Annotated in this window: 20 protein-coding genes; 17 read left to right on the top strand and 3 right to left on the bottom strand. The window is 65.5% G+C overall.

The annotated features are described in order from the left end of the window. Nucleotides 1-5: 5 nt before the first annotated feature. Nucleotides 6-1,127 (bottom strand): sugar ABC transporter substrate-binding protein, encoded by a 1,122-nt coding sequence (locus AC1DSF_RS04210; protein WP_478123626.1) that lies wholly within the window; start codon nt 1,125-1,127, stop codon nt 6-8. A 200-nt stretch (nt 1,128-1,327) separates the two neighbouring features. Between AC1DSF_RS04210 and AC1DSF_RS04205 the strand changes: the two genes are divergently transcribed. The 4 genes from AC1DSF_RS04205 to AC1DSF_RS04190 are packed head-to-tail and all read left to right on the top strand — an operon-like array spanning nt 1,328 to nt 10,192. After that, complete coding sequence (locus tag AC1DSF_RS04205; RefSeq protein WP_478182358.1) at nt 1,328-2,299, top strand: diguanylate cyclase domain-containing protein; 972 nt, start codon at nt 1,328-1,330, stop codon at nt 2,297-2,299. 8 nt (nt 2,300-2,307) lie between these two features. After that, nucleotides 2,308-6,480, top strand: coding sequence for a CHASE domain-containing hybrid sensor histidine kinase/response regulator (locus AC1DSF_RS04200; RefSeq protein WP_478182357.1), 4,173 nt, complete (start codon nt 2,308-2,310; stop codon nt 6,478-6,480). 59 nt (nt 6,481-6,539) lie between these two features. Continuing rightward, entirely contained in the window at nt 6,540-9,176 is a 2,637-nt protein-coding gene (gene alaS / locus AC1DSF_RS04195) for an alanine--tRNA ligase (protein WP_478123623.1), read from the top strand. Next, the gene (locus tag AC1DSF_RS04190; RefSeq protein ID WP_478123622.1) at nt 9,173-10,192 is read left to right on the top strand and encodes a 2-dehydropantoate 2-reductase; all 1,020 of its coding nucleotides are present in this window, start codon (nt 9,173-9,175) and stop codon (nt 10,190-10,192) included. Before alaS ends, AC1DSF_RS04190 begins: the two co-directional genes overlap by 4 nt. 17 nt (nt 10,193-10,209) lie before the next feature. On the opposite strand, the gene AC1DSF_RS04185 is transcribed toward AC1DSF_RS04190, so the two are convergent. After that, nucleotides 10,210-10,959 (bottom strand): transporter substrate-binding domain-containing protein, encoded by a 750-nt coding sequence (locus tag AC1DSF_RS04185; protein WP_478123621.1) that lies wholly within the window; start codon nt 10,957-10,959, stop codon nt 10,210-10,212. Nucleotides 10,960-11,075: 116 nt separating this feature from the next. Between AC1DSF_RS04185 and AC1DSF_RS04180 the strand changes: the two genes are divergently transcribed. The 3 genes from AC1DSF_RS04180 to AC1DSF_RS04170 all read left to right on the top strand — a co-directional run bounded on the left by AC1DSF_RS04180 (nt 11,076) and on the right by AC1DSF_RS04170 (nt 13,126). Beyond that, entirely contained in the window at nt 11,076-11,270 is a 195-nt protein-coding gene (locus tag AC1DSF_RS04180) for a hypothetical protein (protein ID WP_478123620.1), read from the top strand. A gap of 88 nt (nt 11,271-11,358) precedes the next feature. Then, nucleotides 11,359-12,123, top strand: a complete 765-nt coding sequence (locus AC1DSF_RS04175) for an SDR family NAD(P)-dependent oxidoreductase (protein WP_478123619.1) — start codon at nt 11,359-11,361, stop codon at nt 12,121-12,123. Between the two features lie 49 nt (nt 12,124-12,172). Continuing rightward, a complete protein-coding gene (locus tag AC1DSF_RS04170; RefSeq protein WP_478123618.1) occupies nt 12,173-13,126 on the top strand; it encodes a dihydrodipicolinate synthase family protein in 954 nt (317 codons plus the stop codon). A gap of 6 nt (nt 13,127-13,132) precedes the next feature. Here AC1DSF_RS04170 and tcuC read toward each other — a convergent pair whose 3' ends face one another. Beyond that, entirely contained in the window at nt 13,133-14,440 is a 1,308-nt protein-coding gene (gene tcuC, locus AC1DSF_RS04165; RefSeq protein WP_478123617.1) for a tricarballylate/proton symporter TcuC, read from the bottom strand. 341 nt (nt 14,441-14,781) lie between these two features. On the opposite strand from tcuC, the gene AC1DSF_RS04160 reads away from it, so the two are divergent. The 10 genes from AC1DSF_RS04160 to AC1DSF_RS04115 all read left to right on the top strand — a co-directional run bounded on the left by AC1DSF_RS04160 (nt 14,782) and on the right by AC1DSF_RS04115 (nt 25,100). Further along, nucleotides 14,782-15,765 (top strand): Bug family tripartite tricarboxylate transporter substrate binding protein, encoded by a 984-nt coding sequence (locus tag AC1DSF_RS04160; protein ID WP_478123616.1) that lies wholly within the window; start codon nt 14,782-14,784, stop codon nt 15,763-15,765. A 16-nt stretch (nt 15,766-15,781) separates the two neighbouring features. Next, nucleotides 15,782-16,597: an SDR family oxidoreductase gene (locus AC1DSF_RS04155; RefSeq protein WP_478123615.1), complete on the top strand. Its 816-nt coding sequence runs from the start codon at nt 15,782-15,784 to the stop codon at nt 16,595-16,597. Between the two features lie 35 nt (nt 16,598-16,632). Then, nucleotides 16,633-17,175 (top strand): cupin domain-containing protein, encoded by a 543-nt coding sequence (locus tag AC1DSF_RS04150; protein WP_478123614.1) that lies wholly within the window; start codon nt 16,633-16,635, stop codon nt 17,173-17,175. Between the two features lie 108 nt (nt 17,176-17,283). Then, nucleotides 17,284-18,153, top strand: coding sequence for an alpha/beta fold hydrolase (locus tag AC1DSF_RS04145; protein WP_478182356.1), 870 nt, complete (start codon nt 17,284-17,286; stop codon nt 18,151-18,153). Nucleotides 18,154-18,217: 64 nt separating this feature from the next. Continuing rightward, nucleotides 18,218-19,057, top strand: a complete 840-nt coding sequence (locus AC1DSF_RS04140; RefSeq protein WP_478123612.1) for an IclR family transcriptional regulator — start codon at nt 18,218-18,220, stop codon at nt 19,055-19,057. Between the two features lie 19 nt (nt 19,058-19,076). Continuing rightward, complete coding sequence (locus AC1DSF_RS04135) at nt 19,077-19,916, top strand: SDR family oxidoreductase (protein ID WP_478182355.1); 840 nt, start codon at nt 19,077-19,079, stop codon at nt 19,914-19,916. Then, nucleotides 19,909-21,609 (top strand): thiamine pyrophosphate-binding protein, encoded by a 1,701-nt coding sequence (locus AC1DSF_RS04130; RefSeq protein WP_478182354.1) that lies wholly within the window; start codon nt 19,909-19,911, stop codon nt 21,607-21,609. Before AC1DSF_RS04135 ends, AC1DSF_RS04130 begins: the two co-directional genes overlap by 8 nt. 14 nt (nt 21,610-21,623) lie before the next feature. Then, a complete protein-coding gene (locus AC1DSF_RS04125) occupies nt 21,624-22,430 on the top strand; it encodes an aspartate dehydrogenase (RefSeq protein ID WP_478182457.1) in 807 nt (268 codons plus the stop codon). Between the two features lie 14 nt (nt 22,431-22,444). Further along, nucleotides 22,445-23,923 carry an aldehyde dehydrogenase gene (locus AC1DSF_RS04120; RefSeq protein ID WP_478182353.1) on the top strand — a complete coding sequence of 493 codons (1,479 nt, stop codon included), beginning with the start codon at nt 22,445-22,447 and terminating at the stop codon, nt 23,921-23,923. A gap of 205 nt (nt 23,924-24,128) precedes the next feature. Next, nucleotides 24,129-25,100, top strand: a complete 972-nt coding sequence (locus AC1DSF_RS04115) for a VOC family protein (protein ID WP_478182352.1) — start codon at nt 24,129-24,131, stop codon at nt 25,098-25,100. The last annotated feature ends 1 nt before the right edge of the window (nt 25,101 follow it).

The following is a 25,101-nucleotide window of genomic DNA, read 5'->3' as shown; positions in this document are numbered from 1 at the left end:
CGGAATCAGTTGTTCTTCTCGTCCTTGGACATGATGTCGGTCGCCTTCAGGTTCACATCGCAAGGCGGGAAGTCGTTGGTGGTGAAGAAGTTGTCCGTCAGGTCGGGGAAGTAGTTCTGGCCGGCCTTGAAATTCGGGTGCGTCGCCACCGGGATCGGCACCGAGATCATCTGCGGCATCACCTTGCCTTGCAGCGCTGCCACAGCCGCCTTCATCGAAATAGCGACCAGGCCCGGGGACTGCCCGAGCGAGGCGCAGAGCAGGCCTTCCTTGGCGTGCTCCACGCACAGCTTGCGGAAGCCGTTCTCGGCCTCGCCAGCGACCGGAATCATCTTGTGCTTCGCGTCGATCAGCGCGCGCACCGCGCCGGTCGATCCGCCCTGCACGAACATCCCGTCGAAGTTCTTGTGGACTGCCACGGCATCCGCCACGGCCTTCTGGGCGGTGCCGTCGTCCCAGTTGCCGACCACCTCGACGACCTCGAACTTGTTGCCGGGCGCCTCCACCACCTTGCGGAACCCGAGGTGGCGGTCACGGTCCACCGAATTGCCCGGCACGCCGCGCACTTCAAGCAGCTTGCCGCTCTTGCTCGGGATGTTCTTTACCAGCCATTCTCCGGATTGCTGGCCGATCGCGAGCTGGTCTTCGTTGACCATCATGACCTGATCGCTGTCGAGCACGTTGTCGAAAGGCACGACCACAACGCCCGCCGCGTTGGCGCGCTTGATGACTGGCGCGAAAGCCGTTGGATTGACCGCGATCGTCACGATGGCGTCGTAGCCCGAGTTGATGAAGTTGTCGATCGCAGCGATCTGTGCGGCCACGTCCGTGCCGGTCGAGACGATCTTGAATTCCTTGATCTGCGATTTCATCTCCGGCGTCGCCGCGTAGGCCTTTGCCATCTTGATCATCTGGATGCGCCAGGTGTTGCCGACGAAGCCGTTCGCAAGAGCGATCCGATACGGCCCTTTCTTGGCGGGCCACTGGAAGTACTTCGTGTTGGCGTCCCATGGTTTGAAGCACGCCGGGTTCTCGCCAGGCCCGCTGACGACCGAAGGGCCGGCCGCGAGCGCGGAAGTTGCAACCAATGCCGCAGCCGCGGCCACCATGCCAAAGCGTAAAGTCATTGCCGTCTCCTGTTGTATCGGATCTGGGCCTGGTTGCGCGGTACCGGCCACGGGCATCACAACGCCGCGCATACCCGCGCACCGGGCGGTGCGCGAGTTGCCCGATCATCATATGAATTCGTTGCCTTTTGACCGGCTTGGGACATACCCTTGCACGCACCGAAGTAACCTCTGCTTGCAGGTTGCGGCAGAATTCAGCGATGAAGAAACTTCCTGTCGAAGCGAGCTTGCTTCTCGTCGATGACGATCCTTCCGTCATCCAGGTTTTGAGTCGGATACTTTCGGATTACACGACCGTCCGGTTCGCGACCTGCGGTACCGATGCGCTGTTGCTCAGCAAGCAGGCACGGCCCGATCTGATCCTGCTGGACGCGCAGATGGGCGACATGAGCGGCCTTCAAGTCTGCGAGGCCCTGAAGGCCGATCCTTCGCTCGCCGATGTGCCCGTGATCTTCGTGAGCAGCCACCAGGAATCGGCGCTCGAAGTCGCCGTCCTGGAAATGGGCGCCGTCGATTTCATCCGCAAGCCTTTCAACGCCCAGCAGGTGCTCGCGCGCGTGAACACGCAGCTCAAGCTGAAGCGGCTTTCAGACGACTTGCGCCGTCTTTCGCGCGTCGATGCGCTCACGGGATTGCCCAACGAGCGTGCCTTTGCGGAGACCATGGCACGCGAGATCGCCCGCGCGGAAGAGGCCGGGAAGGACATCGCGCTGGTGCTGTTCGAAGCCGATTTCTTCCAGTCCTTCGAGGCCCTGTACGACCGCAAGGCGGCGGACGCTTGTCTCGCCGCGATCGGCGACGCATTGCGACGCAGCGTGCGCCGTCCCGGCGACTTCGCGATGAAGCTCGATCGCGAACGATTCGCGCTGGTTCTTCCCGATACATCGGCCAAGGATGCGCTGCACGTCGCCAACCGCGTCCTGCGCGCGGTGGAAGTGCTGGACATCAGCCACCAGGGCTCCGCGGTGTCGCGGCATGTGACCTGCAGTGCAGGCGCGGCATGCCTCGACGCTGCTGCCCGAGGCGCGCTCTCCGCGGCAGGTGCGGCCCCCGGAGAAGCGCTGGCGGCCGCAGCCGGCGCTGCGCTCGCAGCGGCGGCAAGCGCAGGGCGCGCACAAGCCGCTTTGCAGGCGCCGGCGGCCGCGCCAGAGCCAGGCGCCGAGGCGGACTGAGCCTCGCTGTGGGCCTTCGCCACTCCGCTCGATCGCTGATCTGGCTTGTCGTCGGCCTTTGCGGGGCAGGGGGCGCCGCGCTGTGGCAGGCCAACTACAACGAAACACTGTCGCAGGAGCGCTTCGATGCGCTCTCGCGCCGTGCCGTCGAGCAGGTGAGTTCGCGCATGCATGCCTATGAGACCGGCCTGCTGGGTGTGCGCGGTGCCGTCATTGCGGCGGGCGGCGAGACCGGCATTGCCCGGCTGCGCTTTGCGCAGTCCATAGCCTCGCGCGACCTGGGGCGGGAATTTCCCGGTTCGGGCGGCTTCGGATTCATCCGCCGTGTGCCCGTCGCCCAGGAAGCTGCATTCGTCGCCGCCGCGCGCCTGGACGGCAAGCCCGATTTCCAGATCCGGCAGTTGGGCACGAACGATGGCGAGCGCTTCGTCATCCAGTATCTCGAACCTCTCGATGCATCGAGCCCCGCAATCGGACTCGACATCGCGTCCGAGCCGCACCGGCGCGCAGCGGCAGAGGGTGCCATGCGCAGCGGCGAGATGACGCTGACCGCGCCGATCACATTGGTGCAGGCGCCGAATGCGCCTCGTGTGGAGCGCTCGGTCGCACTGCTGCTGCCGGTCTATCGCGCCGATGCGCAACTTGGAAGGCTCCAGCAGCGCCAGCGCCGTTCCGCCGCCGCGCGCGGAGGACCGGATGACGTGATCGGCTGGGTCTACTCGCCGCTGCTGATCAATGAAGTGTTGAAGGGGTTCGATTACCAGGACGGCGAATTCGCGATGACCTTGGTCGACGCGACGCCCGGCGCCACGCCCGAGCGCTTCTTCATGTCGCCGGGGCGGATCGGTGCGCAGCCCGAAGCGCTCAAGCGCGCGCTCCCGCTGCAGCTTTATGGCAGAACGTGGATGGTGGAGGTGAGCGCGCAACCGCCGTTCGTCACGGCACTGAACCTGCGCAGTCCCTTGGCTGTCTTCCTGATCGGCGCGATGCTGGCGCTGCTTCTGGCGCTCGTGTCTTTCATCGAGCAGTTGAACCGGCGCCGCAGCGCGCTCGCCGGCGTGCAGCAGTCACGGCTCGCGGCCATCGTGACCAGTTCGAACGACGCTGTCATCGGGCTGCGCCTCGACGGCACGATCACCGACTGGAACGCCGCCGCCAGCAAGATCTTCGGCTACAGCATCGAGGAAGCCCTGGGCAAACCCATACAGGCGCTGCTGCTGCCGCCCGATCATGTCGGAGAAGAAGAGACGCTGCTGCGCCATATGGCGGAAGGCAAGTCGGTTGCCGCGTTCGAGACCTTCCGGCGCCACCGTGACGGCTCCCCCGTGGCGGTCTCTGTCGCGGCGGCGCCGATCCGCTCGGCGCGAGGCCACGTCGTGGGCGCGGCCGAAACGGTGCGCGACATCACGCACGAGAAGGCGAGCAAGGCGCACATCCTCGAACTCAATGCGACGCTCGAACAGCAGGTGCTCGAACGCACCGCGCAGCTGGTGGCGCTGTCGACGCGCGAGCGCGCGATCCTCGAAGGCGCGGCCAGCGCGATCATCGCAACCGACGTCAAGGGCATGGTGACGCTGTTCAACCCCGCCGCGGAGGCACTGCTGGGCTATTCGGCTGCCGAGGTGGTCGATCGCATGGAGATGAACAGCTTCCATGACGCGATCGAAATCCATGGACGCTCCGTTGCGCTCACCACCGAACTGGGCCGTCCGCTGGAAGTGTGCGAGGTGTTCGCGCCGGCAGCGGGCACGGGCCGCGCACAGCCGAGGGAGTGGACCTATGTGCGCAAGGACCGCACCCGCGTCCTTGTGCATCTGAACGTGAGCCCGCTGCGGGATGCCGCCGGCACGGTGATCGGCTTCATCGCCATCGCGACCGATCTCTCCCAGCGCAAGGCCGCCGAAGAAAGAGTGCGCAACAACGAGCGCTTCATGCGCATCGTGACCGACAACATCCCTGGTGTCGTCGCCTACTGGACGCGCGACCTGCGCTGTACCTTCGCCAACAGTGCGCATCTGCGATGGATGGGGCACACGGCGAGGCAGATGATCGGCATGACGTGGACCGAATTGCTCGGGCCGGAAATCTCCCGCATCAACGAGCCCTATGTGCGCTCGGCACTTGCCGGAAAGGACCAGCGCGTGATGCGCACGCGCACGGTGGCTGATGGCTCGCTCCTGCACTACTGGCTGCATTTCGTGCCAGACCGCGACGATCAAGGCGTCGTGCAGGGCTTCATTACCGTCGCCGTGGATGTCACTGACATGCGCGAGGCGCAGGAGCAATTGGAGCGACTGAATCTGGCGCTGAACGAGCGCAGCGCGCAGGCGGAGTCGGCGAGCAAGGCGAAGAGCGAGTTCCTGGCGAACATGAGCCATGAAATCCGCTCGCCGCTCAATACCGTCATCGGATTGGCGTACCTGCTGCGGCAGACGGAACTGGACGATCGGCAGCGCGATTTCCTGCAGAAGATCGACACCGCGGGCAATGCGCTGCTGGGCGTCATCAACGACATCCTGGACATCTCGAAGATCGAAGCCGGCGAGATGGTGCTGGACCAGTCCGACTTCGGCTTGCGCGGACTGCTCGAAGACGTGATCGCCATGACGACGATGGGCGCCGCCAGCAAGGGGATCGCGCTGCAGCTGAATGGGGAACCCGATCTGCCGGCATGCCTGCATGGCGACGTCACGCGCATCCGGCAGATTCTCGTCAACCTGCTGAGCAACGCCGTCAAGTTCACCGCCAAGGGGACGGTGCGGCTTTCCGCGAGCGTGCAAGAAGGATTGCAGGACGGAGTGCCGGACCGAGTGCGCCTGCGGCTTGCCGTCACGGACACAGGCATCGGTATCGAGCCCGAGGTTCTCGACCGGCTCTTCATGCCTTTCACGCAGGCCGACACATCGACGACACGGCGCTTCGGCGGCACGGGGCTCGGCTTGTCGATCGTCAAGCAACTCACCGAACTGATGGGCGGCGAGTTCGGCGTGGAGAGCATGCCGGGAAGTGGAAGCACGTTCTGGGTGGTCCTGCCGCTGGACGTCGTGAGTGAAGACGCCATGGCGCCAGCTGCATCGGGCGGCGGCCTGCAGGGGCAGCGGCTTTCAGGAATGCGCATCCTGATCGTGGACGACAGTCCGGTCAACCTGGAGGTATGCCAGCACATCCTCGAACGCGAAGGCGCTCGCATCGGCGTTGCATCGGACGGTCGCGAGGCGGTCGAGCGGCTGCGCATCGAGCCGCACGGATTCGATGCGGTGCTGATGGACGTCCACATGCCGATCCTCGATGGCAACGAGGCCACGCGGCTGATTCGCGGCGAACTCGGCCTGCATGCGCTGCCGGTGATTGCGCTGACGGCGAGTGCGCTCATCGCGGAGAGAGAGCGTGTGCTGGAAGCCGGCATGAATGACTTTGTGACCAAACCCTTCGATGTCGACGCCTTGGTGCGCACGGTGCGTCGTTGCGCAGGGTGGGGCAATGCCGCTTCTGCACCGGCGACGCGAGCAACGGCGGTCGCGGCCCCACTGCCCTCGGATTGGCCCGCGATCGAAGGCGTCGATGCGGCGGATGCTTTTCGCCGCCTGGGCGGTGACCGGGCGCTTTTTCTCAGCGTCTTGCGCGGCCTGCTGGGCGAGTTCCGGGACTTGGCGGGCGAGACGATCGCGCTGCCGGCCGGCCAGGCGGAGGCGTTGGCCGCGCGGCTGCACAAGCTGCAGGGCAGCGCCGGGCTGATCGGCATCGACCGCGTGCGCCAATCGGCCAGTGCGGGCGAGGCGGCGTTGAAGTCCGGTGACGCCGATCGGGCCGAGCAGGCGCTTCGCGACTTGGGAGCTGCGCTGCGGAGGGTCGATGCATCCGCGCGGCCCTATCTCGAGTCGGCAGAAGCGGACGAAGTCGACGGACCCGACGAAGCCGATGTCACGGACGCACCGCCAGTCGACCCGGAAGGACTCGCGCGGCTGACCGACACCCTGGAAAGTCAGGACTTCGCGGCCATGACCTGCTTCGAGGAGGTGGGCCCGTCGCTGCGTGCCGCGCTAGGGGCGGAACGCTTCGCGGAACTGGACGGCGCGGTCAAGACGCTCCAGTTCAAGAGAGCGGTCGAGATCCTGCGCGCACACGCTGGCGATTTCATGCCCAAACCTATAATCGAATGTTCAAGCAGATCAAGCAGTTAGGTGGGTTCGATGCAGGGGCTGCCCGCAACCGGCCGCCTTAGCAAAAAGCCAAATTCAAGATGAGCCAGCCCACCTTCAGCGTCGCCGACATCCGCAAGTCGTTCCTCGATTTCTTCGCGACCAAGGGCCACACCGTGGTGCCTTCCAGTTCGCTGGTGCCGGGCAACGATCCGACCCTGATGTTCACCAACTCCGGCATGGTGCAGTTCAAGGACGTGTTCCTCGGCAGCGACAAGCGCCCCTATGTGCGCGCCGCATCCGTCCAGGCCTGCCTCCGAGCCGGCGGCAAGCACAACGACCTCGAGAACGTCGGCTACACCGCCCGGCATCACACCTTCTTCGAGATGCTGGGCAACTGGAGCTTCGGCGACTACTTCAAGCGCGAGTCGCTCAAATGGGCATTCGAGCTGCTCACCCAGGTCTACAAGCTGCCGGCCGAGAAGCTCTGGGCCACCGTCTATATCGAAGACGACGAGGCCTACGACATCTGGACCAAGGACATCGGCCTGCCGCCCGAGCGCGTCGTGCGCATCGGCGACAACAAGGGCGGCCGCTATATGTCCGACAACTTCTGGATGATGGCGGACACCGGCCCCTGCGGCCCGTGCAGCGAGATCTTCTACGACCACGGCCCCGGAATCGCAGGCGGCCCGCCCGGCAGCCCCGATGAAGACGGCGACCGCTACATCGAGATCTGGAACAACGTGTTCATGCAGTTCGACATGCAGCCGGACGGCAGCGTCATCCCGCTGCCCGCGCCCTGCGTCGACACCGGCATGGGGCTCGAACGGCTCGCCGCGATCCTGCAGCACGTTCATAGCAACTACGAAATCGATCTGTTCGATGCGCTCATCAAGGCCGCATCGCGCGAGACCGGCGAAAAAGACCTCGGCAACAAGAGCTTGCGCGTGATTGCCGACCATATTCGCGCCACTGCTTTCCTGGTGGCGGACGGCGTGATTCCGTCGAACGAAGGGCGGGGCTACGTGCAGCGCCGCATCGTTCGCCGTGCCATTCGCCACGGCTACAAGCTCGGCCAGAAGAAGCCTTTCTTCCACAAGCTGGTGCCGGATCTGGTCGCGCTGATGGGCGATGCCTATCCCAAGCTGCGCGCGGACGAAACGCGCATCACAGACACCCTGAAGGCCGAGGAAGAGCGCTTCTTCGAGACGCTCGCCAACGGCATGGAAATCCTCGACGCGGCCTTGGCGGACAACGCCAAGGTTCTGCCGGGCGAAGTAGCGTTCAAGCTGCACGACACCTACGGCTTTCCGCTCGATCTTTCGGCCGACGTGTGCCGCGAACGCGGCGTGGCGGTCGATGAGGCGGGCTTCAATGCCGCCATGGAAAAGCAGAAGGCGGCAGGCCGCGCGGCGGGCAAGTTCAAGATGGAGCGCGCCGTCGACTACAGCGGCGCGGCCAATGCCTTCACCGGCTACGAGCATCTCGAAGAGAAGGCGACCGTCGTCGCCTTGTACTTCGAAGGCGCACCGGTCCAGCAGCTGAACGAGGGCCAGCCGGGCATCGTCGTGCTCGACACCACGCCTTTCTATTCCGAGAGCGGCGGCCAGGTGGGCGACCAGGGCGTGATCGTCGCCGAGGGCGTGCAGTTCGGGGTCGACGACACCCAGAAGATCAAGGCGGACGTCTACGGCCACCACGGCGCGCAGACGCAGGGCACGCTCAAGATCGGCGACAAGGTCACGGCGCGCGTCGACACCGAGCGCCGTGCTGCCACCATGCGCAATCACAGCGTCACCCACTTGATGCACAAGGCACTGCGTGAAGTGCTCGGCGGCCATGTGCAGCAGAAGGGCTCGCTGGTCGATGCCGACAAGACGCGCTTCGACTTTGCGCACAACGCGCCCGTGACGGCCGAGCAGATCGTCGAGATCGAACGGCGCGTGAACGCTGAAATCCTCGCCAACGAGGCCACGCAGGCGCGCGTGATGGACATGGAGTCGGCTCAGAAGACCGGCGCCGTGATGCTCTTCGGCGAGAAGTACGGCGAAACCGTTCGCGTGCTCGACATCGGCAGCAGCCGCGAGCTTTGCGGCGGCACGCACGTTTCGCGCACGGGTGACATCGGTGTCTTCAAGATCGTGAGCGAAGGCGGCGTGGCTGCCGGCGTTCGGCGCATCGAAGCGGTGACCGGTGCCAATGCGCTGGCCTACCTGCAGCAGCTCGAATCCACGGTTCACAGTGCGGCGGCGACGCTGAAGGCGCCGGCCTCGGAGCTGCAGGCGCGTCTGGCGCAGGTGCTCGAACAGGTGCGCGCGCTGGAGCGCGAAGTGGGCTCGCTCAAAGGCAAGCTGGCTTCGTCGAAGGGCGACGAGCTCCTGGCGCAGGCGGTCGATGTCAATGGCGTCAAGGTGCTTGCGGCAAAGCTCGACGGCGCCGACGCCAAGACGCTGCGCGACACCATGGACAAGCTCAAGGACAAGCTCAAGTCGGCGGCCATCGTGCTCGCAGCGGTCGACGGTTCCAAGGTGCAGATCGCTGCCGGCGTCACGGCCGACGCCATGGCCAAGGTCAAGGCCGGCGAGCTGGTCAACTTTGTCGCCCAACAGGTTGGCGGCAAGGGCGGCGGCAAACCCGACATGGCGATGGCCGGCGGCACCGATGCGGCCGGCGTGCCCGCGGCGCTCAAATCGGTGCAAGCCTGGGTCGCCGAACGCCTGCAAGCGAAGGGATGAAGGGCGACGAACTGCCCGTCGATGTCCTCGTGATGGGGGCCGGCACCATCGGGTGTTTCATCGGGGGCAGTTTGGCGGCAGCCGGCGTGCGCGTCGCATTGGTTGGGCGCCCCCGGGTGCTGGGCGCGCTGGCGTCACGCGGCATCACGCTGACGGATCTGGATGGCGCCAGCCGCCACGTCTCGCCGGACATGATCCAGCTTGCCGAGGCGGTACCGCCCGGCATTCGTCCGGGGCTGGTGCTGCTGACAGTGAAAAGCGGCGCGACCGCAGACGCCGCGGCCGAACTTGCCACGCGGCTTCCGGTGAACACCACAGTGCTTTCCCTGCAGAACGGCATCTCGAACGCGGCCGTGGCATTGGAGGCTGCGCCTTCACTCAACATCCTGCCGGCGATGGTGCCCTACAACGTCGCGCAAATCGGACCGGGCGAATTCCATCGCGGAACCGTGGGCCGGCTCGCTGCCAAGGACGACCTGGCGCTTCGACGCTGGGTTGCGGTGTTCGAGCAAGCCGGCGTTCCGATCGATCTGCACGCCAATCTCCTGCCGATCCAGTGGGGCAAGCTGCTGCTCAACCTGAACAATCCGATCAACGCCTTGTCCGGGCTCCCTCTGCGCGAAGAGTTGCTTCAGCGGGGTTATCGCCGCTGCCTCGCCGCGCTGATGGATGAAGCGCTCGCCGAACTCGCGAGGGCCGGCATTCAACCGGCGCAGTTGGCCGCTGTCCCTGCGGCCAAGCTGCCGGGCATCCTGCGGCTGCCGACACCGCTTTTTCGCATCGTCGCAGCCCGCATGTTGCGCATCGACGCGAAGGCGCGTTCGAGCATGGCGGACGATCTGGCGCTGGGCCGCCGCACGGAAATCGATGCGCTGTGCGGCGAGGTCGTGCGGCTCGCCGCTTCGAACAAGTCAAACGCGTCTCGCAACGCAAAGATGGTCGAACTGCTCGAAGCATGGCCGGAGCGCAAGGAGCGCTGGCCGGCTTCACGGCTGATGGCAGAGCTCGGGTTGTAGCCGGGCCAAACCTGTTTCTAGGCGCCTCGGCCGGCCGGCGCGACGCTCGCGCCCTGGATACGATGCCGCGCGAGCGCCTCGGCCACGAATCCGCTGGCCTTCATCTCTTCAACAAACGCCGCGAGCGCCGCGCCGGCCTCGGCGCCGCGCGAAGCGGGCGTCCCCATCGCCTGCTGGATCACCATGAACCGGCCAGGTAGCAGGCGAAGACCTCCGACACGTGCCGCTTCCGTTTCGAGCACTTGCCGGATGCCCGCGGCAACATCGGCCTGGCCTGCATGAAGACTTTCCATGACTCCCTTGGCGCCTTGCACGCGCACGATCTGCGCCTGCTTGATCTCGCGCGTCAGAAAGAGGTCGTACGCGCTGCCTGTGCCGACGGCGATGCGGTGTGTATCGCGGTCCACCTCCTCGTTGCGCGTGACGGGCGACGCCTCCGCGACCAGGTAGCTGCCTTCGATCAGCACATACGGCGCGGTGAACTGCATGCCTTCGCTGCGCAATGGGTCGATCGCGAAGAAGCCGATGTCCGCCTGTTCGTTGCGCACCGCGTCAACCGAGGCGGCGGCCTTTTCGGAGACGACGAGTTCCGCGGAAACGCCGAGCCGCCGTGCGAATTCATGGGCCAGATCGATCGACACGCCAACCGGCTCTCCGGTGGCGACATCCCGGTTCGCGAGGATGGGATTGCCGAGATTGATCGAGGCGCGCAGCGCGCCGGTGGGTGCGAAGGCCGAAACCACGGCCACGGGGAGGGTGGTGCTCATTCCGCGATTCTGCCGCGGGATGGCTTTTCAGCCGCATCCGGCAGGGTCGCCGTCTGACATCGCCAGTCCGGATCGCGCCCTAGCGTTGGATGACATCTTCCGAGCGGAGTCATCCAATGGCCACACAGAATGACACGACACCAAAGCGCCCCTTCCGACTGATGGCAGTGCTGCTGGCCATATTTATAGTCGGCGGCATTGTTCTGGTGCTGATCTGGAAAGAAAAGCCGGTCGAGCCCGCTTCGTCGTCACCGGCTGCCCAGCAGCCGATGCACAACTCGAACGCGTCTCCCACCGCTGGCAAACCTTGATGCGGCGGGCGTGCGGTGACGACATAATTCGCGCCTCATCCACTTGAGAGCTGCCGAACGGCGCCCGCTGCCGTCACTTGCTCCCGCCATGACTGCCTTTGCTCAATATCCCAGCCTTGTCGACAGAACAGTCCTCATCACCGGCGGTGCCACGGGCATCGGTGCCTGCCTCGTCGAACGCTTCGTCGCGCAAGGCGCGAAGGTCGGCTTCATCGATATCGATGCTTCCGCCGGAGCCACGCTGGCGCAAACGCTCGCCGGCGCGCGCCATCCGCCGTTGTTCGTCGCGGCGGACCTGACCGACATCGCGGCGCTCGAGGCCGCCATTGCGTCGGTACGCCAGCGCTTCGGCCCCATCACCGGGCTGCTGAACAATGCCGCCAACGATCGCCGCCACCGCATCGAGGACACCACGCCGGAGTCGTGGGACGCCGGCGTCGGCGTGAACCTCAAGCACCAGTTCTTTGCGGCACGCAACGTGATGGACGACATGCGCGCGGCTGGCGGCGGATCGATCGTGAATTTCGGCTCGATCAGCTGGAAGCTCAAGCAGGGCGGCATGCCGGTCTACACCACCTCCAAGGCAGCGGTGCAGGGGCTGACGCGCAGCCTGGCGCGGGATCTCGGTGCATTCAACATCCGCGTCAACACACTGGTGCCGGGTTGGGTCATGACCGACAAGCAACTGCGCATGTGGGTGGACGACCAGGCACGTGTGGACATCGCGCGGGGCCAGTGCATCGACAAGCCGCTCATGGCCGATCACATCGCCAGCATGGCGCTTTTTCTCGTCGCGGACGAGAGCGCAATGTGTACCGCGCAGGATTTCATCGTCGACGGAGGCTGGACGTGAGGGCAGGGCGCTCGCGATTCCTCACGACCCATTCATCTGAAAGCACGACATGACCGCAACCTCCACAACTTCCAAGACACCCACCAAGACCGCTCGTTACCAGGGCCTTTTTCCGGTGGTGCCGACCACATTCGATGAGCAAGGCAATCTCGATATCGCCAGCCAGAAGCGCTGCATCGATTTCATGATCGACGCCGGCTCCGAAGGGCTGTGCATCCTGGCCAATTTTTCAGAGCAGTTCTTGCTGTCCGACGATGAACGCGAGGTGCTCACGCGCACGATCCTCGAACACGTCGCCGGCCGCGTTCCGGTGATCGTCACCACTACGCATTTCAGCACCAAAGTCTGCGCCGAACGCAGCCGCCGCGCGCAGGACATGGGGGCCGCGATGCTGATGGTAATGCCGCCCTATCACGGTGCCACCTTCCGCGTCTCCGAGCCGCAGGCCCACGAGTTCTATGCGCAGTTGTCGGACGCGGTGGGCATCCCGATCATGATCCAGGACGCTCCCGCCGCCGGCACGCCGTTGTCGGCCGCCTTCCTCGCGCGCATGGCCAAGGAGATCGAGCATGTGGCGTACTTCAAGATCGAAACGGCGGGCGCCGCGGCCAAGCTGCGAGAACTGATCCGCCTCGGCGGCGATGCGATCGAAGGACCGTGGGACGGCGAAGAAGCCATCACGCTGCTGCCGGACCTCGAAGCGGGTGCGACCGGTTCGATGACCGGCGGCGGCTTTCCGGACGGCATTCGCCCGATCCTCGATGCCTATCGCGCGGGTCGGCGCGACGAAGCCATTGCCGCATACGAGCGGTGGCTGCCGCTCATCAACCTCGAAAACCGGCAGTGCGGCCTTCTCGCGGCCAAGTCGCTGATGAAGGAAGGCGGCGTGATCGCCTGCGAGGCGCCGCGCCATCCGTTCCCTGCGATCCATCCTGCGAGCCGGTCGCTCTTGATCGAGACTGCGCGCCGCCTCGACGCGCTGGTCCTGCGCTGGGGGCGCTGAGGCCGGCTATGCCACTGCGGGCTGGCGACCCTTGCGATAGAGCGCCAGGGTGGCGCCCAGTCCGCACACGGCTGCCACGCTCAGCCAGTAGGCCGGCGCCGCCTTGTCGCCGGTAGTCTCGATCAGCCAAGTCGAGATCGCCGGTGTGAAGCCGCCGAACACGGCGGTTGCGAGACTGTAGGCCAGCGAGAAGCCGACGACGCGCACTTCGACCGGCATCACTTCGGTCAGCGCCACGACCATGGCGCCGTTGTACATGCCGAACAGGAACGAGAACCACAGCAGCACGTCGAGCATGCGGCCGAAGCTCGGCGCCGCCGCGAGCCAGTGCATGGCCGGATAGGCGCTCACGATGGCGAGGATCGTCACGGCCAGCAGCAGGGGCTTGCGGCCGATGCGGTCCGAAATCGCACCGCCTATCGGAAGCCAGATGAAGTTGGTCATGGCCACCAGCAGTGTGACGATCAGGCTGTCTCGCGCGCTCAGGTGCAGCACGGTCTTGCCGAAAGTCGGCGTGTAGACCGTGATCAGGTAGAAGGTCGTGGTGGTCATCGCCACCAGCAGCATGCCGGCAAGGACGATGCGCCAATTGCGCGCCATCGACTGGAACACCTCGCGCGTGGTCGGATGGTGCTTGCGCGCCTGGAAGGCTTCGGTCTCCTGCAGCGAGCGACGCAGCACGAAGATGCACGGGATGATCATGCAGCCGACGAAGAACGGAATGCGCCATCCCCAGGCTGCGAGCGCGGCCGGGTCGAGCATTTCGTTGAGTGCGAAGCCGAGCGCAGCGGCGAGCACGATCGCGACTTGCTGGCTCGCCGATTGCCAAGAGGTGTAGAAGCCCTTGTGCCCGGGCGTCGCCATCTCCGACAGATAGACCGACACGCCACCCAGCTCGGCGCCCGCCGAGAAGCCCTGCAGCAGACGGCCCAGCAGCACGAGCAACGGTGCAATGACGCCGATGCTTGCGTAGCCCGGCACGAAAGCGATCAGTACGGTGCCGCTCGCCATGATTCCGAGCGTCACGATCAGGCCCTTGCGGCGACCCACTTCATCGATATAGGCACCGAGCACGATCGCGCCCAGCGGACGCATCAGGAAGCCTGCGCCGAACACCGCGAAGGTCAGCATCAACGAGGCGAAATCGCTGCTCGCGGGAAAGAAGGCCTTCGAGATGTAGGTCGCGTAGAAGCCGAAGAGAAAGAAGTCGAACTGCTCGAGGAAATTGCCACTCGTCACGCGCAGCACGGCGCCGAGCTTGGAGGTGCTTCGCGGCGGCGCCGTTTGGCTGGGGGCAAGGGTGGCAGTGGTCATGGTGCGTCTCCAGGTGATGGCCAGGGCCGCGGGTGCGGGTGTCCTCATCGTAGGGAGCGAAGCTGTCGAACGGCCGTCCGCGGCGTCGGGGTATGTCCCGGGCGTCGGAGTCAGGCGCCGTTCAGCGTGGTGGGTGTTGAGCGCCCCGGAGCCGCGCACTGAAGGAGCACTGAAGTCGTACGGCGTGTGCTTACAAAAGACTAGGGTTTGTACCTATCTTTGATGACAAGTTTGCGAATATTCTTCATAGATCGTTCCATTAATAAACCAGTGTTTAATTAGTGGAACGAACCAGCCAGAATCCGAACCTCGATTCCACCCTTGCACGGATCGCAACCACCATGACGAAGCAGACTCGCCGCCAAGCCCTCGCTCTTGCCCTGTCTCTCGCAAGCGCCGTTTGCGCAGGCCCCACGTGGGCGCAAGCCTTTCCGAGCAAGCCTGTGACGATCGTGGTGGCCTATCCGGCCGGCGGCGATACCGATGCGCTGGCCCGGCTCTTCGCTGAAAAGCTCTCCACACGCATCGGCCAGCCGGTGGTGGTCGACAACCGCCCGGGCGCAAGTGGCGTCATCGGCAGCAACTACGTCTCCAAGGCGTCTGCCGACGGCTACACCTTGCTGCTGGCGCCGAGCACCTTCTCGATCGCCCAACTGGTGCTCAAGACCAACGGTTCGGCCGGTTATGACGTGCTGAACGGCTTCACGCCGATCATCGAGACCGGCACCTTGCCGCTCGCACTCGTCGCGAGTTCCGCGTCCGGCATCAAGTCCTTCAAGGACGTTGCGGTCGCCGCCAAGGCGCAGCCGTTGACCTTCGCGAGCCCGGGCAGCGGCTCGCCCATGCACATCCTGGGCGAGATGGTCAACAAGGCGACCGGCACGGACATTCGCCACGTGCCGTATCGCGGCGTCGCGCCGGCCGTCAACGACGTGCTTGGCGGCCACGTGCCGCTGACCTACATCACGCTCGGCCCGGTCGAGCCCTACCTGCCGAACGGCAAGATGGTGGTGCTTGCGGTCGCAGACCAAAAGCGCTCGCCGCTCGCGCCCAACGTGCCGACTTTCCAGGAACTGGGCGTCAAGGGCGTTGAAGTGACGGCGTGGCACGGCCTCTTCGGACCCAAGGGCATGCAGCCGGAGACCGTGAAGATGCTCAATGCCCACTTCAACGAAATCCTGAAGATGCCGGACGTCGCGTCGCGCATGGCAACGCTGGGCGCGGTGCCGCTGGGCGGCTCGCCGGACGTGCTCGCCAAGACCAACGCCGCGGACTTCGAGCGCTTCGGCCGGATCATCAAGGAATTGGGCATTCAGGCCGACTGACACCGGAAACGACGCCATGACCTCAGTGAACACCACCGCCGACCCCGCCAGCCTGCAGGCGCTGCTTGCCGAACTGCCCGCCAATCTGCTCGCCGGCCGCCGCGTGCTCGTGACCGGCGCCGCCCGCGGACTGGGGCTGGCCTTTGCGAAGTGCATCGCGAAATCCGGCGCGAGCGTCGTGCTGGCCGACATCCTGTCGGACCTGGCCGAGACCGAGGCGCACGCCATGCGCGAGGCCGGCTTCACGGCGCACGCGCTCGCGATCGACCTGTCCGACCCGGCTTCGATCGAAAAGGGCGGCGCCGAAGCCGCCCGGCTGCTCGGCGGGCTCGATGGACTGGTCAACAACGCCGCCATTACCAACTCGGGCGGCCGCGACGCGCATGCCCTCGAAATCGACATGTGGGACCGCGTGATGAACGTCAACGTGCGCGGCACCTGGCTCGTGAGCCGCGCCTGCCAGCCTGCGCTCGCCAAGAGCGGCCGTGGCGCGATCGTCAATCTCGCGTCTGACACCGCGCTGTGGGGCGCGCCCAACCTGCTGGCCTATGCGTCCAGCAAAGGCGCGGTCATTTCGATGACGCGTTCGCTTTCGCGCGAGTGGGGCGGCGACGGCATCACGGTCAATGCCGTGGCGCCCGGCCTCACGCTCGTCGAAGCGACCGAATACGTGCCCATGGCGCGCCACCAGAAATACCTCGAAGGCCGCGCCATTCCGCGCGAACAGCAGGCGGTCGACGTCTGCGGCGCGGTGCTGTTTGCGCTCTCGGGCCTTTCGCGCTTCGTGACCGGCCAGTTGCTCGCCGTCAACGGCGGCTTCGTGATGCATTGATTTTTTCGAACCCATTTTTCGACCAAGGAGAACCCATGAGCGATCTGTCCGAACAAAAGAACATCGATGAAGCGCCAAGCTGGGCGCAGCCCGAAGGCGCGAGTCTCGAAGCGTGGATGAACACCCGCATCGCGCGCTATTCGACCCGCAAGTACGACTGGGATGCTCTCAAGTTCCAGGCCGACCTGGACCCCAAGTTCCGCCGCGCGCAGATGCGCTACGTGGGCACCGGCGGTACCGGCGTCGCCGCTGACATGAACACCGTGCCGGCCGAGAACTTCACCTTCTCGACCATGGTGATCCCGGCCGGCCATGAAGGCCCGCCGCATTTGCACACCGATGTGGAAGAAGTCTTCTTCCTCATCCGCGGCAAGCTCAAGGTGGTCATCGAGAAGGATGGCGAGCGCTTCGAAACCATCATGACCGACCGTGACCTGATCTCGGTTCCGCCTGGCGTTTATCGCGAGGAGATCAACATCGGCGATGAGGATGCGCTGATGTGCGTGATGCTGGGCGCGAAGAAGCCTGTGACGCCGACCTATCCGGCCGATCACCCCCTCGCAAAGATCAAGAGGTAGGCACTCCCCCAGGCTTGCCCACTTCGTGTGGCCGCCTACCCCCTCGCCGGGGGCAATACCGGCGGCCCGGCAGAGCCGGTTCCGCGGTATTTCTGGAACAAGACCCCTATGAACAACGATTCCGCCACTGATATGCAGAGCTTGCCGTCCTCCGAAGTCGCCCGGTTGAACGCGCGGTTTCCGGCGCGGAATGTGTCGGTGAATGGCGGCGTCATTTCTGTGCGGGAGTGCGGCCGGGGGCCTGCGCTGGTTTGTCTGCACGGCATTGGCTCGGGTGCGGCGTCCTGGCTCGATACGGCGCTGCTGTTGGCGCCGCATGCGCGCTTGGTTGCGTGGGACGCACCGGGGTACGGGGAATCGACGCCGGTGGATGCTCTCGTTCCGACTGCGGCCGACTACGCGCAGCGCCTGCATGCATTGCTGGATGCGCTGGAGATCGATTCCTGCGTGCTGGTGGGGCATTCGCTGGGTGCGCTGACGGCTGCTTCGGCAGCGCGTGCGGATTCGCCGATGGCGTCTCGCATCGATCGGCTCGTTCTCATCAGCCCGGCTGCCGGATATGGAGCGCCGGCGCGCGCCGATGCCCGTCAGCGCGTTCACACGGAGCGACTCGACACGCTCGCAAAGCTCGGCATCGCCGGCATGGCGGCGCAGCGTTCGGGGCGCCTCGTTTCTGAAAACGCCAGCGAACTCGCGCGGCAGTGGGTCCGCTGGAACATGGCGCGTCTCAATGACCACGGCTACCGGCAAGCGGTCGAGCTGCTGTGCGGCGGCGACTTGCTGGCCGATCTGCCACCCGCGATGCCGGTGCGCGTGGCTTGCGGCGCGCTCGACGTCGTCACCACGCCCGCTGCATGCGAAGACGTTGCGCGCCAGTGCGGGGTTGCGCTCGAACTGATCGCAGGTGCCGGACACGCAAGCTATGTCGAACAGCCCGCGACCGTCGCCGCAATGCTGCGCGACGTGCTGTCGGTCTGAATCGACGTCGATCCACAAGCAATCAACAACAAGCAACAAGCAACAAACAACGGGAAGCAGACACATGACCACCCCTGGCAATGAAGTGATCGAAGAGGGCGCGGACCGCTACAACGTTCCGGCACTGGAGCGTGGGCTGCGCGTGCTGTGCGAATTCAGCCGCGAGAACCGCACGCTGTCAGCGCCCGAACTGGCGCGCCGCTTCGAGCTGCCGCGCTCGACGGTGTTTCGTCTGCTGACGACCCTGGAGAGCATGGGCTTCCTGGAGCGTACCGAAGGCGGCCGTGACTACCGCCTCGGCCTCGCCGTGCTGCGCCTGGGCTTCGAATACCTGGCTTCACTGGAGCTGACGCAACTCGGCACGCCGCTGTTGCAGCGCCTGTGCGAAGAGCTGCGCACGCCTTGCAACCTGGTGGTGCGCGACGGCCGCTCCATCGTCTATGTCGCGAAGGTCGCGCCGCCCACGCCTTTTGCCAGCTCGGTCACCGTCGGCACACGCCTGCCAGCGCATGCGACGGTGCTCGGCCGCATCCTGCTCGAAGACCTGAGCCTCGTGCAGTTGCGCGCGCTGTACCCGGAAGGCAAGCTCGAAACCTTCTCGCCGAGCACGCCCAAGACCGTCGACGAGTTGTTCGAGATGGTCCAGAGCGACCGCGAGCGCGGCTACGTGCTGAGCGAAGGCTTCTTCGAATCGAACATCTCCACCATCGCAGCGCCGGTGCGCGACCACAGCGGCCATATCGTGGCTGCGCTGGGTGCCACCATCACCTCGGGCCACATCGAGGAAGTCCGCATGGAAGAGATGGTGCGGCGGGTGCGCGAGACGGCGGACGGCATCTCCAGCTTGCTGAACTACTCGCCCGCCTCCAAGGTGGTTCCGCTGCACGGCGGCAAGCGTGCCTGAAGCGCAGGGGATGACGGTCATGACGACGCCCGCGATTTCCACCTCGTTCTTCTCGTCCGACGCACTGGCGGGCCGCGTGGCCGTGGTCACGGGCGGCTCCTCGGGCATTGGCCTCGCGACGGTCGAGCTGTTGCTGGACTGCGGCGCAGCCGTGGCGCTATGCGGCCGCAATGCCGAACGGCTCGATGCCGCCGTGGCTGGCTTGCAAGCCATGCGTCCGCATGCCAAGCTCTTCGCGCGCGTCTGCGACGTGCTCGACCCTGCCGCCGTGAAGAGCTTCGCCGCCGAGAGCGAAGCTGCGCTCGGGCCGGCCTCGATGCTCATCAACAACGCCGGCCAAGGTCGCGTGTCGACCTTTGCCGACACCGAAGACAAGGCCTGGACCGAAGAGCTGAACTTGAAGTTCTTCTCGGTCATCCATCCCACGCGCGCCTTCCTGCCGCAGCTTGCGGCGCAGCGCGTGGTGCTCGGAGACGCGGCCATCGTCTGTGCCAATTCGCTGCTCGCGCGCCAACCCGAGCCGCACATGGTGGCGACGTCGGCCGCACGGGCCGGCCTGCTCAACCTCGTGCGCTCCATGGCCACGGAGTTCGCACCGCAAGGTGTGCGCGTCAACGGCATCCTCATCGGGCTGGTCGAGTCCGGCCAATGGCGCCGCCGCTTCGAGGCGCGCGAAGACAAATCGCTCGACTGGTCCGCCTGGAGCAGCCAGCTCGCGCAGAGCAAACACATTCCCCTCGGCCGTCTCGGACTTCCCGTCGAAGCCGCGCGCGCCATTCTCTTCCTCGCTTCGCCACTCGCTTCGTACACGACGGGTGCCCACATCGACATCTCCGGAGGCCATTCCCGCCATGCATAACCCCACCAACACCGTGACCGTCGGCGCTGTCGTCGCGGCCTTTCTCGAACAGTGCGGCGTGAAGGCTGCATTCGGTGTGATCTCGATCCACAACATGCCGATCCTGGACGCGTTCGCGCAGCGCGGTGCCATCCGCTTCATTTCGGCGCGCGGCGAGGCGGGTGCGGGCAACATGGCCGATGCCTATGCACGCTCCACCGCCAGCCTGGGGGTGTGTGTGACCAGCACCGGGCCGGCAGCGGGCAATATCGCGGGCAGCATGGTCGAGGCGCTGACGGCGGGTGCGCCGCTGTTGCACATCACGGGCCAGATCGAGACGCCCTACATCGACAAGGGCATGTCGTACATCCACGAGGCGCCCGACCAGCTCACGATGCTGAAAGCCATCTCCAAGGCCGCCTTTCGCGTGCGCAGCGTCGAGACCGTGCTCGGCACGCTCAAGCGCGCGGTGCAGGTCGCGATGACCGCGCCGACAGGTCCGGTGAGCATCGAGATCCCGATCGACATCCAGTCGGCGCTCATCACGATGCCTGCGGATCTGTCGCCGCTGCCCATCGATGCCGCCGTGCCTTCGAAGGCAGGTCTCGATGCGCTGGCCGCCAGCCTTGCCAAGGCCAAGCGCCCGATGCTGTGGGTCGGCGGCGGCGCACGCAATGCCGGTGCGGCGATCAAGCGCCTGCAGAAGCTCGGCTTCGGCGTCGTCACCACCACGCAAGGCCGCGGCATCGTGCCCGAGGACGATGCCGGCTCGCTCGGCGCCTACAACATCCAGAAGCCGGTCGAGGAGCTCTACCAGACCTGCGACGCGATGCTTGTGGTGGGCTCGCGCCTGCGCGGCAACGAGACGCTCAAGTACGAACTGAAGCTGCCGCGCCCGCTTTACCGCATCGACGCCGACGCCGCAGTCGAAGGTCGCTGCTACGCCACCGACGCGTTCGTTTGCGGCGACTCGGCGTTGGCGCTCGATGGCTTGGCCGACCGCCTCGAAGCGATCGAGTACAAGGCCGATCCGAAGCTGCTGAGCGATCTGCGCGCCGCCCATGACCTGGCGGTGGCCACTCTGCGCGATGGCCTCGGCCCTTACGCCGAACTCGTGCGCCAGCTGCAAGCGGTGGCCGGCCGCAACTTCAACTGGGTGCGCGACGTGACTGTGTCCAACAGCACCTGGGGAAATCGCGAACTGCGTGTGTTCGAACCCAGCGCCGGCGTGCACGCCACGGGCGGCGGCATCGGGCAGGGCATGCCGATGGCGATCGGTGCGGCCATCGGCGCTGCCGTGACAGGCTCGGGCCGCAAGACCTTCTGCCTGGCCGGCGACGGCGGCTTCATCCTCAACCTGGGCGAACTCGCCTGCATGGTGCAGGAGAAGGCTCCGATGGTGATCGTGCTCATGAACGACAAGAGCTACGGCGTCATCAAGAACATTCAGGACGTGCAGTACGGCGGGCGCCGCTGCTACGCCGAACTGCACACGCCTGACTACGACCTGCTGTGCAAGTCGCTCGCGCTGCCGCACGCTCGCGTGCAGAGCCTGGACGACCTCCCCGCGCGATTGGACGAAGCGCTTTCGACCGACGGACCCTTCCTGCTGGAGATCGACATGCTGTCCATCGGCGGCTTCAAGAGCGCGTTCGCGGGCCCGCCGACCAACAAGATCACTCAGATCCCCGCGCTCGGCGTGCTGGGCAAGTGAGAGAGGGCATGAGCATGTCCGTGCTTCGTATCGCACTCATCGGCTGTGGCGCCATCGGCACTGCCGCGCTCGAATTGCTGCGCGGCGATGGCGACATCTCGGTCGCGGCGATCGTCGTGCCGGCGGATGGGCTGGAGGCAGCGCGTGCCGTCGCAGAGCGCCTCGCGCCGGGCGCGCAGGTCGTGTCTTCGGTGCCTGCGGTTGGCATCGACCTCGTGATCGAAGCCGCAGGCCATGCGGCGATCGAAGCGCATGTTCTCCCGGCGCTGCAACGCGGCACGCCATGCATCGTGGCCTCGGTGGGCGCTTTGTCGGCGCCGGGGTTGGCGGAGCAACTCGAAGCCGCGGCAACCGCCGGCAAGACGCAGGTGCAGCTGATCGCAGGCGCGATTGGTGCCATCGACGCGCTTGCAGCGGCTCGCATCGGCGGACTCGACAACGTGCGCTACACCGGCCGCAAGCCGCCCCATGCGTGGAAGGGAACGCCCGCAGAGCAGGGCCGCGACCTCGCCGCGCTGAAGGGCGAAGCGGTGATCTTCGAAGGCAGCGCCCGCGAGGCTGCGACGCTTTATCCGAAGAACGCCAATGTGGCCGCGACGGTGTCACTGGCGGGCCTCGGTCTTGACCGCACGCATGTACGCCTCATCGCCGATCCATCGATCGTCGAAAACGTGCACACGGTCGAGGCGACCGGCGCGTTCGGCAGCTTCGAGCTGACGATGCGCAACAAGGCGCTCGCGGCCAATCCCAAGACATCCGCATTGACGGTGTACAGCGCGGTGCGCGCGCTGCGCAACCGCGTCGCGGCCCTGTCGATCTGAACGAGACACCTCTCATGATTTCTTCTGAACTGCTCCCTCTCAATGTCGCTGGCGAATGGCGCCTGGGCAGCGGCGAGACCTACGAGAGCCTCTATCCGGCGACCGGCGAGCCGATCGCACGCCTGCGGGCCGCAAGCCTCGCCGATGTCGAGGAAGCGATCCAGCGCGCCGACCATGCCTTCCGCACCAGCGGGTGGGCGCAGAAGCTCCCGCACGAACGGGCCGCAGTGCTGCATCGCGTGGCCCATCTGATCCGGGAACAAGCCGAGACCTTGGCGCAGAAGCAGCGCCTGGACAACGGCAAGCCCATCAGCGAGACGCGCGCGCTGGTGGCGAGCGCCGCGGGCACCTTCCAGTTTTTCGCCGCCGCGCTGGAGACGCTCGAAGAAGTCATCACGCCTTCGCGCGGCGCCTTCGTGACGATGAGCGTGCACGAGCCGATGGGCGTCGTTGCAGCCATCACGCCGTGGAATTCGCCCATCGCGAGCGAAGCGCAGAAGCTCGCGCCTGCTCTGGCGGCAGGCAATGCAGTGGTCGTCAAGCCCGCGGAAGTCACGCCGCTGATGGCGCTCGAACTCGCACGCATTTGCGAAGAAGCCGGCGTGCCGAAGGGCATCGTCAGCGTCCTGCCGGGCAAAGGTTCGGTCATCGGCGATGCGATCACCAAGCATCCGCTGGTCAAGCGCGTGTCGTTCACTGGCGGCACGACGACGGGCAAGCACATCGCGCACATTGCTGCGGACAAGATGATGCCGGTGTCGCTCGAACTCGGCGGCAAGTCGCCGACGATGGTGCTGGAAGATGCCGACCTCGACCATGCGGTCAACGGCGTGCTCTACGGCATCTTCAGTTCGTCGGGCGAATCGTGCATCGCGGGCTCGCGTCTGTTTGTTGCGCGCTCGATCTATGACGAGTTCTTGACGCGGCTGGCAGAAGGCGCCAACGCATTGCGTGTCGGCGATCCGGCTTCGGAGCGCACACAGATGGGCCCACTGATCACGGCGCGTCATCGCGAAGGCATCGAGCGCTACGTGGAACTCGGCGTACACGAAGGCGGCCGCATTCGCACCGGCGGCGTGCGTCCGCATGGCGATGGGCTGGACAAGGGCTACTTCTACACGCCGACCATCCTCGAAGGGCTCACCAACAGCGCGCGAATCAGCCAGGAAGAAATCTTCGGGCCGGTGCTCGTCGCGATGCCCTTCGACAACGAAGAAGAGCTGATCGCGCAGGCCAACGACAGCGTCTACGCGCTGGCCGCAGGGGTGTGGAGCCGCGACTTCAAGCGCGCATGGCGCCTGGGGCGCGCGGTGCAGGCCGGGACGGTATGGGTCAACACCTACAAGCAGTTCTCCGTGTCGACACCTTTTGGCGGTTGGCGCGACAGCGGCCTGGGCCGCGAAAAGGGCCGCGAAGGCATCTTCCAGTACATGGAGCAGAAGAGCATGTACTGGGGCACGAACGAACAACCCCTGCCATGGAGTGACCTATGAACACCCCCAGGCTTGCCCACTTCGTGTGGCCGCCCACCCCCTCAAGGGGGCAATACCAGCGGCCCGGCAGAGCCGGTTCCGCGGGGTCTATGAACACCCCCAGGCTTGCCCACTTCGTGTGGCCGCCCACCCCCTCAAGGGGGCAATACCAGCGGCCCGGCAGAGCCGGTTCCGCGGTATTTCTGGAATTCGAATGGAGACTGAGATGAGCGTTTTGGGTATTGATCAGATTACTTATGGGGCGGATGACCTCGCTACTTGCCGCACGTTCTTTCTGGACTGGGGGCTGAGGCTCAAGTCGGAGGCGGCGGATGAGCTTGTCTTTGAATGTCTCAATGGGTGCCGCGTTATCGTCGCGGCGTCGGATAAGGCCGGGCTGCCACCTGCGATTGAAGAGGGGCCGACGGTGCGTGAAGTGGTCTGGGGTGTCGAGAGCGATGCCGATCTCGACCGCTACGCTGCAGCGATCGCAAAGGATGCGGGATTTGTCGACGGTATGGTCGAAGGCGCGCGGCGCATTGGCTGCACCGATCCGAACGGGCTCGCGGTGCGCCTGCAGGTCAGCCGCAAGCACGCGGTCGATATCGACTGCGGCGCGATGAACACCTGGAATGCGAAGCCACGTGTGAATCAGGCTGCGCCGGTGTATGAGCGCGGCATGCCGATTGAAGTTGGACACGTGGTGTTCTTCGTCAGCGACGTGCAGGCGACGAGCGCGTTCTATGGCGATCGCTTCGGCTTCGTCGCTTCCGACAGCTATCCCAATCGTGGGTCGTTCATGCGCTGCGCACCAAGCGGCGGTCATCACGATCTCTTCCTGCTGCAGCTGCCGTCGGGCAAGCGCGGGATCAATCACGTGGCTTTCACCGTGCGCGACATCCACGAAGTGTTCGGCGGCGGTCTGCACTTCTCGCGCAAAGGGTGGGAAACGCAGTTGGGGCCGGGGCGGCATCCGGTGTCATCCGCGTACTTCTGGTACTTCAAGAATCCGGCCGGCGGCCTGATCGAGTACTACGCCGATGAAGACCAGCTCACCGCCGAATGGCAGCCGCGTGAGTTCGAACCGGGCCCGACGGTGTTCGCCGAATGGGCCGTCGACGGCGGACTTGACGGCAATACGCGCCGCCAGAAAAACGTAGAAGGCCCGCAGGGCAAATTCCTCACCGAAAAGAAATGAA

It is taken from the genome of Variovorax sp. 01N429, from assembly GCF_056399425.1.
This window is presented reverse-complemented; position numbering and strand designations above follow the sequence as displayed.

Coding starts and splice junctions, on each gene's coding strand:
- AC1DSF_RS04180 (WP_478123620.1), top strand. CDS start 11,076: ATGGCCACACAGAATGACACGACACCAAAGCGCCCCTTCCGACTGATG.
- AC1DSF_RS04150 (WP_478123614.1), top strand. CDS start 16,633: ATGAGCGATCTGTCCGAACAAAAGAACATCGATGAAGCGCCAAGCTGG.
- AC1DSF_RS04185 (WP_478123621.1), bottom strand. CDS start 10,959: ATGAGCACCACCCTCCCCGTGGCCGTGGTTTCGGCCTTCGCACCCACC.
- AC1DSF_RS04170 (WP_478123618.1), top strand. CDS start 12,173: ATGACCGCAACCTCCACAACTTCCAAGACACCCACCAAGACCGCTCGT.
- AC1DSF_RS04155 (WP_478123615.1), top strand. CDS start 15,782: ATGACCTCAGTGAACACCACCGCCGACCCCGCCAGCCTGCAGGCGCTG.
- AC1DSF_RS04175 (WP_478123619.1), top strand. CDS start 11,359: ATGACTGCCTTTGCTCAATATCCCAGCCTTGTCGACAGAACAGTCCTC.
- AC1DSF_RS04190 (WP_478123622.1), top strand. CDS start 9,173: ATGAAGGGCGACGAACTGCCCGTCGATGTCCTCGTGATGGGGGCCGGC.
- AC1DSF_RS04135 (WP_478182355.1), top strand. CDS start 19,077: ATGACGACGCCCGCGATTTCCACCTCGTTCTTCTCGTCCGACGCACTG.
- AC1DSF_RS04115 (WP_478182352.1), top strand. CDS start 24,129: ATGAGCGTTTTGGGTATTGATCAGATTACTTATGGGGCGGATGACCTC.
- AC1DSF_RS04205 (WP_478182358.1), top strand. CDS start 1,328: ATGAAGAAACTTCCTGTCGAAGCGAGCTTGCTTCTCGTCGATGACGAT.
- AC1DSF_RS04120 (WP_478182353.1), top strand. CDS start 22,445: ATGATTTCTTCTGAACTGCTCCCTCTCAATGTCGCTGGCGAATGGCGC.
- AC1DSF_RS04140 (WP_478123612.1), top strand. CDS start 18,218: ATGACCACCCCTGGCAATGAAGTGATCGAAGAGGGCGCGGACCGCTAC.
- AC1DSF_RS04125 (WP_478182457.1), top strand. CDS start 21,624: ATGTCCGTGCTTCGTATCGCACTCATCGGCTGTGGCGCCATCGGCACT.
- AC1DSF_RS04145 (WP_478182356.1), top strand. CDS start 17,284: ATGAACAACGATTCCGCCACTGATATGCAGAGCTTGCCGTCCTCCGAA.
- AC1DSF_RS04210 (WP_478123626.1), bottom strand. CDS start 1,127: ATGACTTTACGCTTTGGCATGGTGGCCGCGGCTGCGGCATTGGTTGCA.
- tcuC (WP_478123617.1), bottom strand. CDS start 14,440: ATGACCACTGCCACCCTTGCCCCCAGCCAAACGGCGCCGCCGCGAAGC.
- AC1DSF_RS04130 (WP_478182354.1), top strand. CDS start 19,909: ATGCATAACCCCACCAACACCGTGACCGTCGGCGCTGTCGTCGCGGCC.
- alaS (WP_478123623.1), top strand. CDS start 6,540: ATGAGCCAGCCCACCTTCAGCGTCGCCGACATCCGCAAGTCGTTCCTC.
- AC1DSF_RS04160 (WP_478123616.1), top strand. CDS start 14,782: ATGACGAAGCAGACTCGCCGCCAAGCCCTCGCTCTTGCCCTGTCTCTC.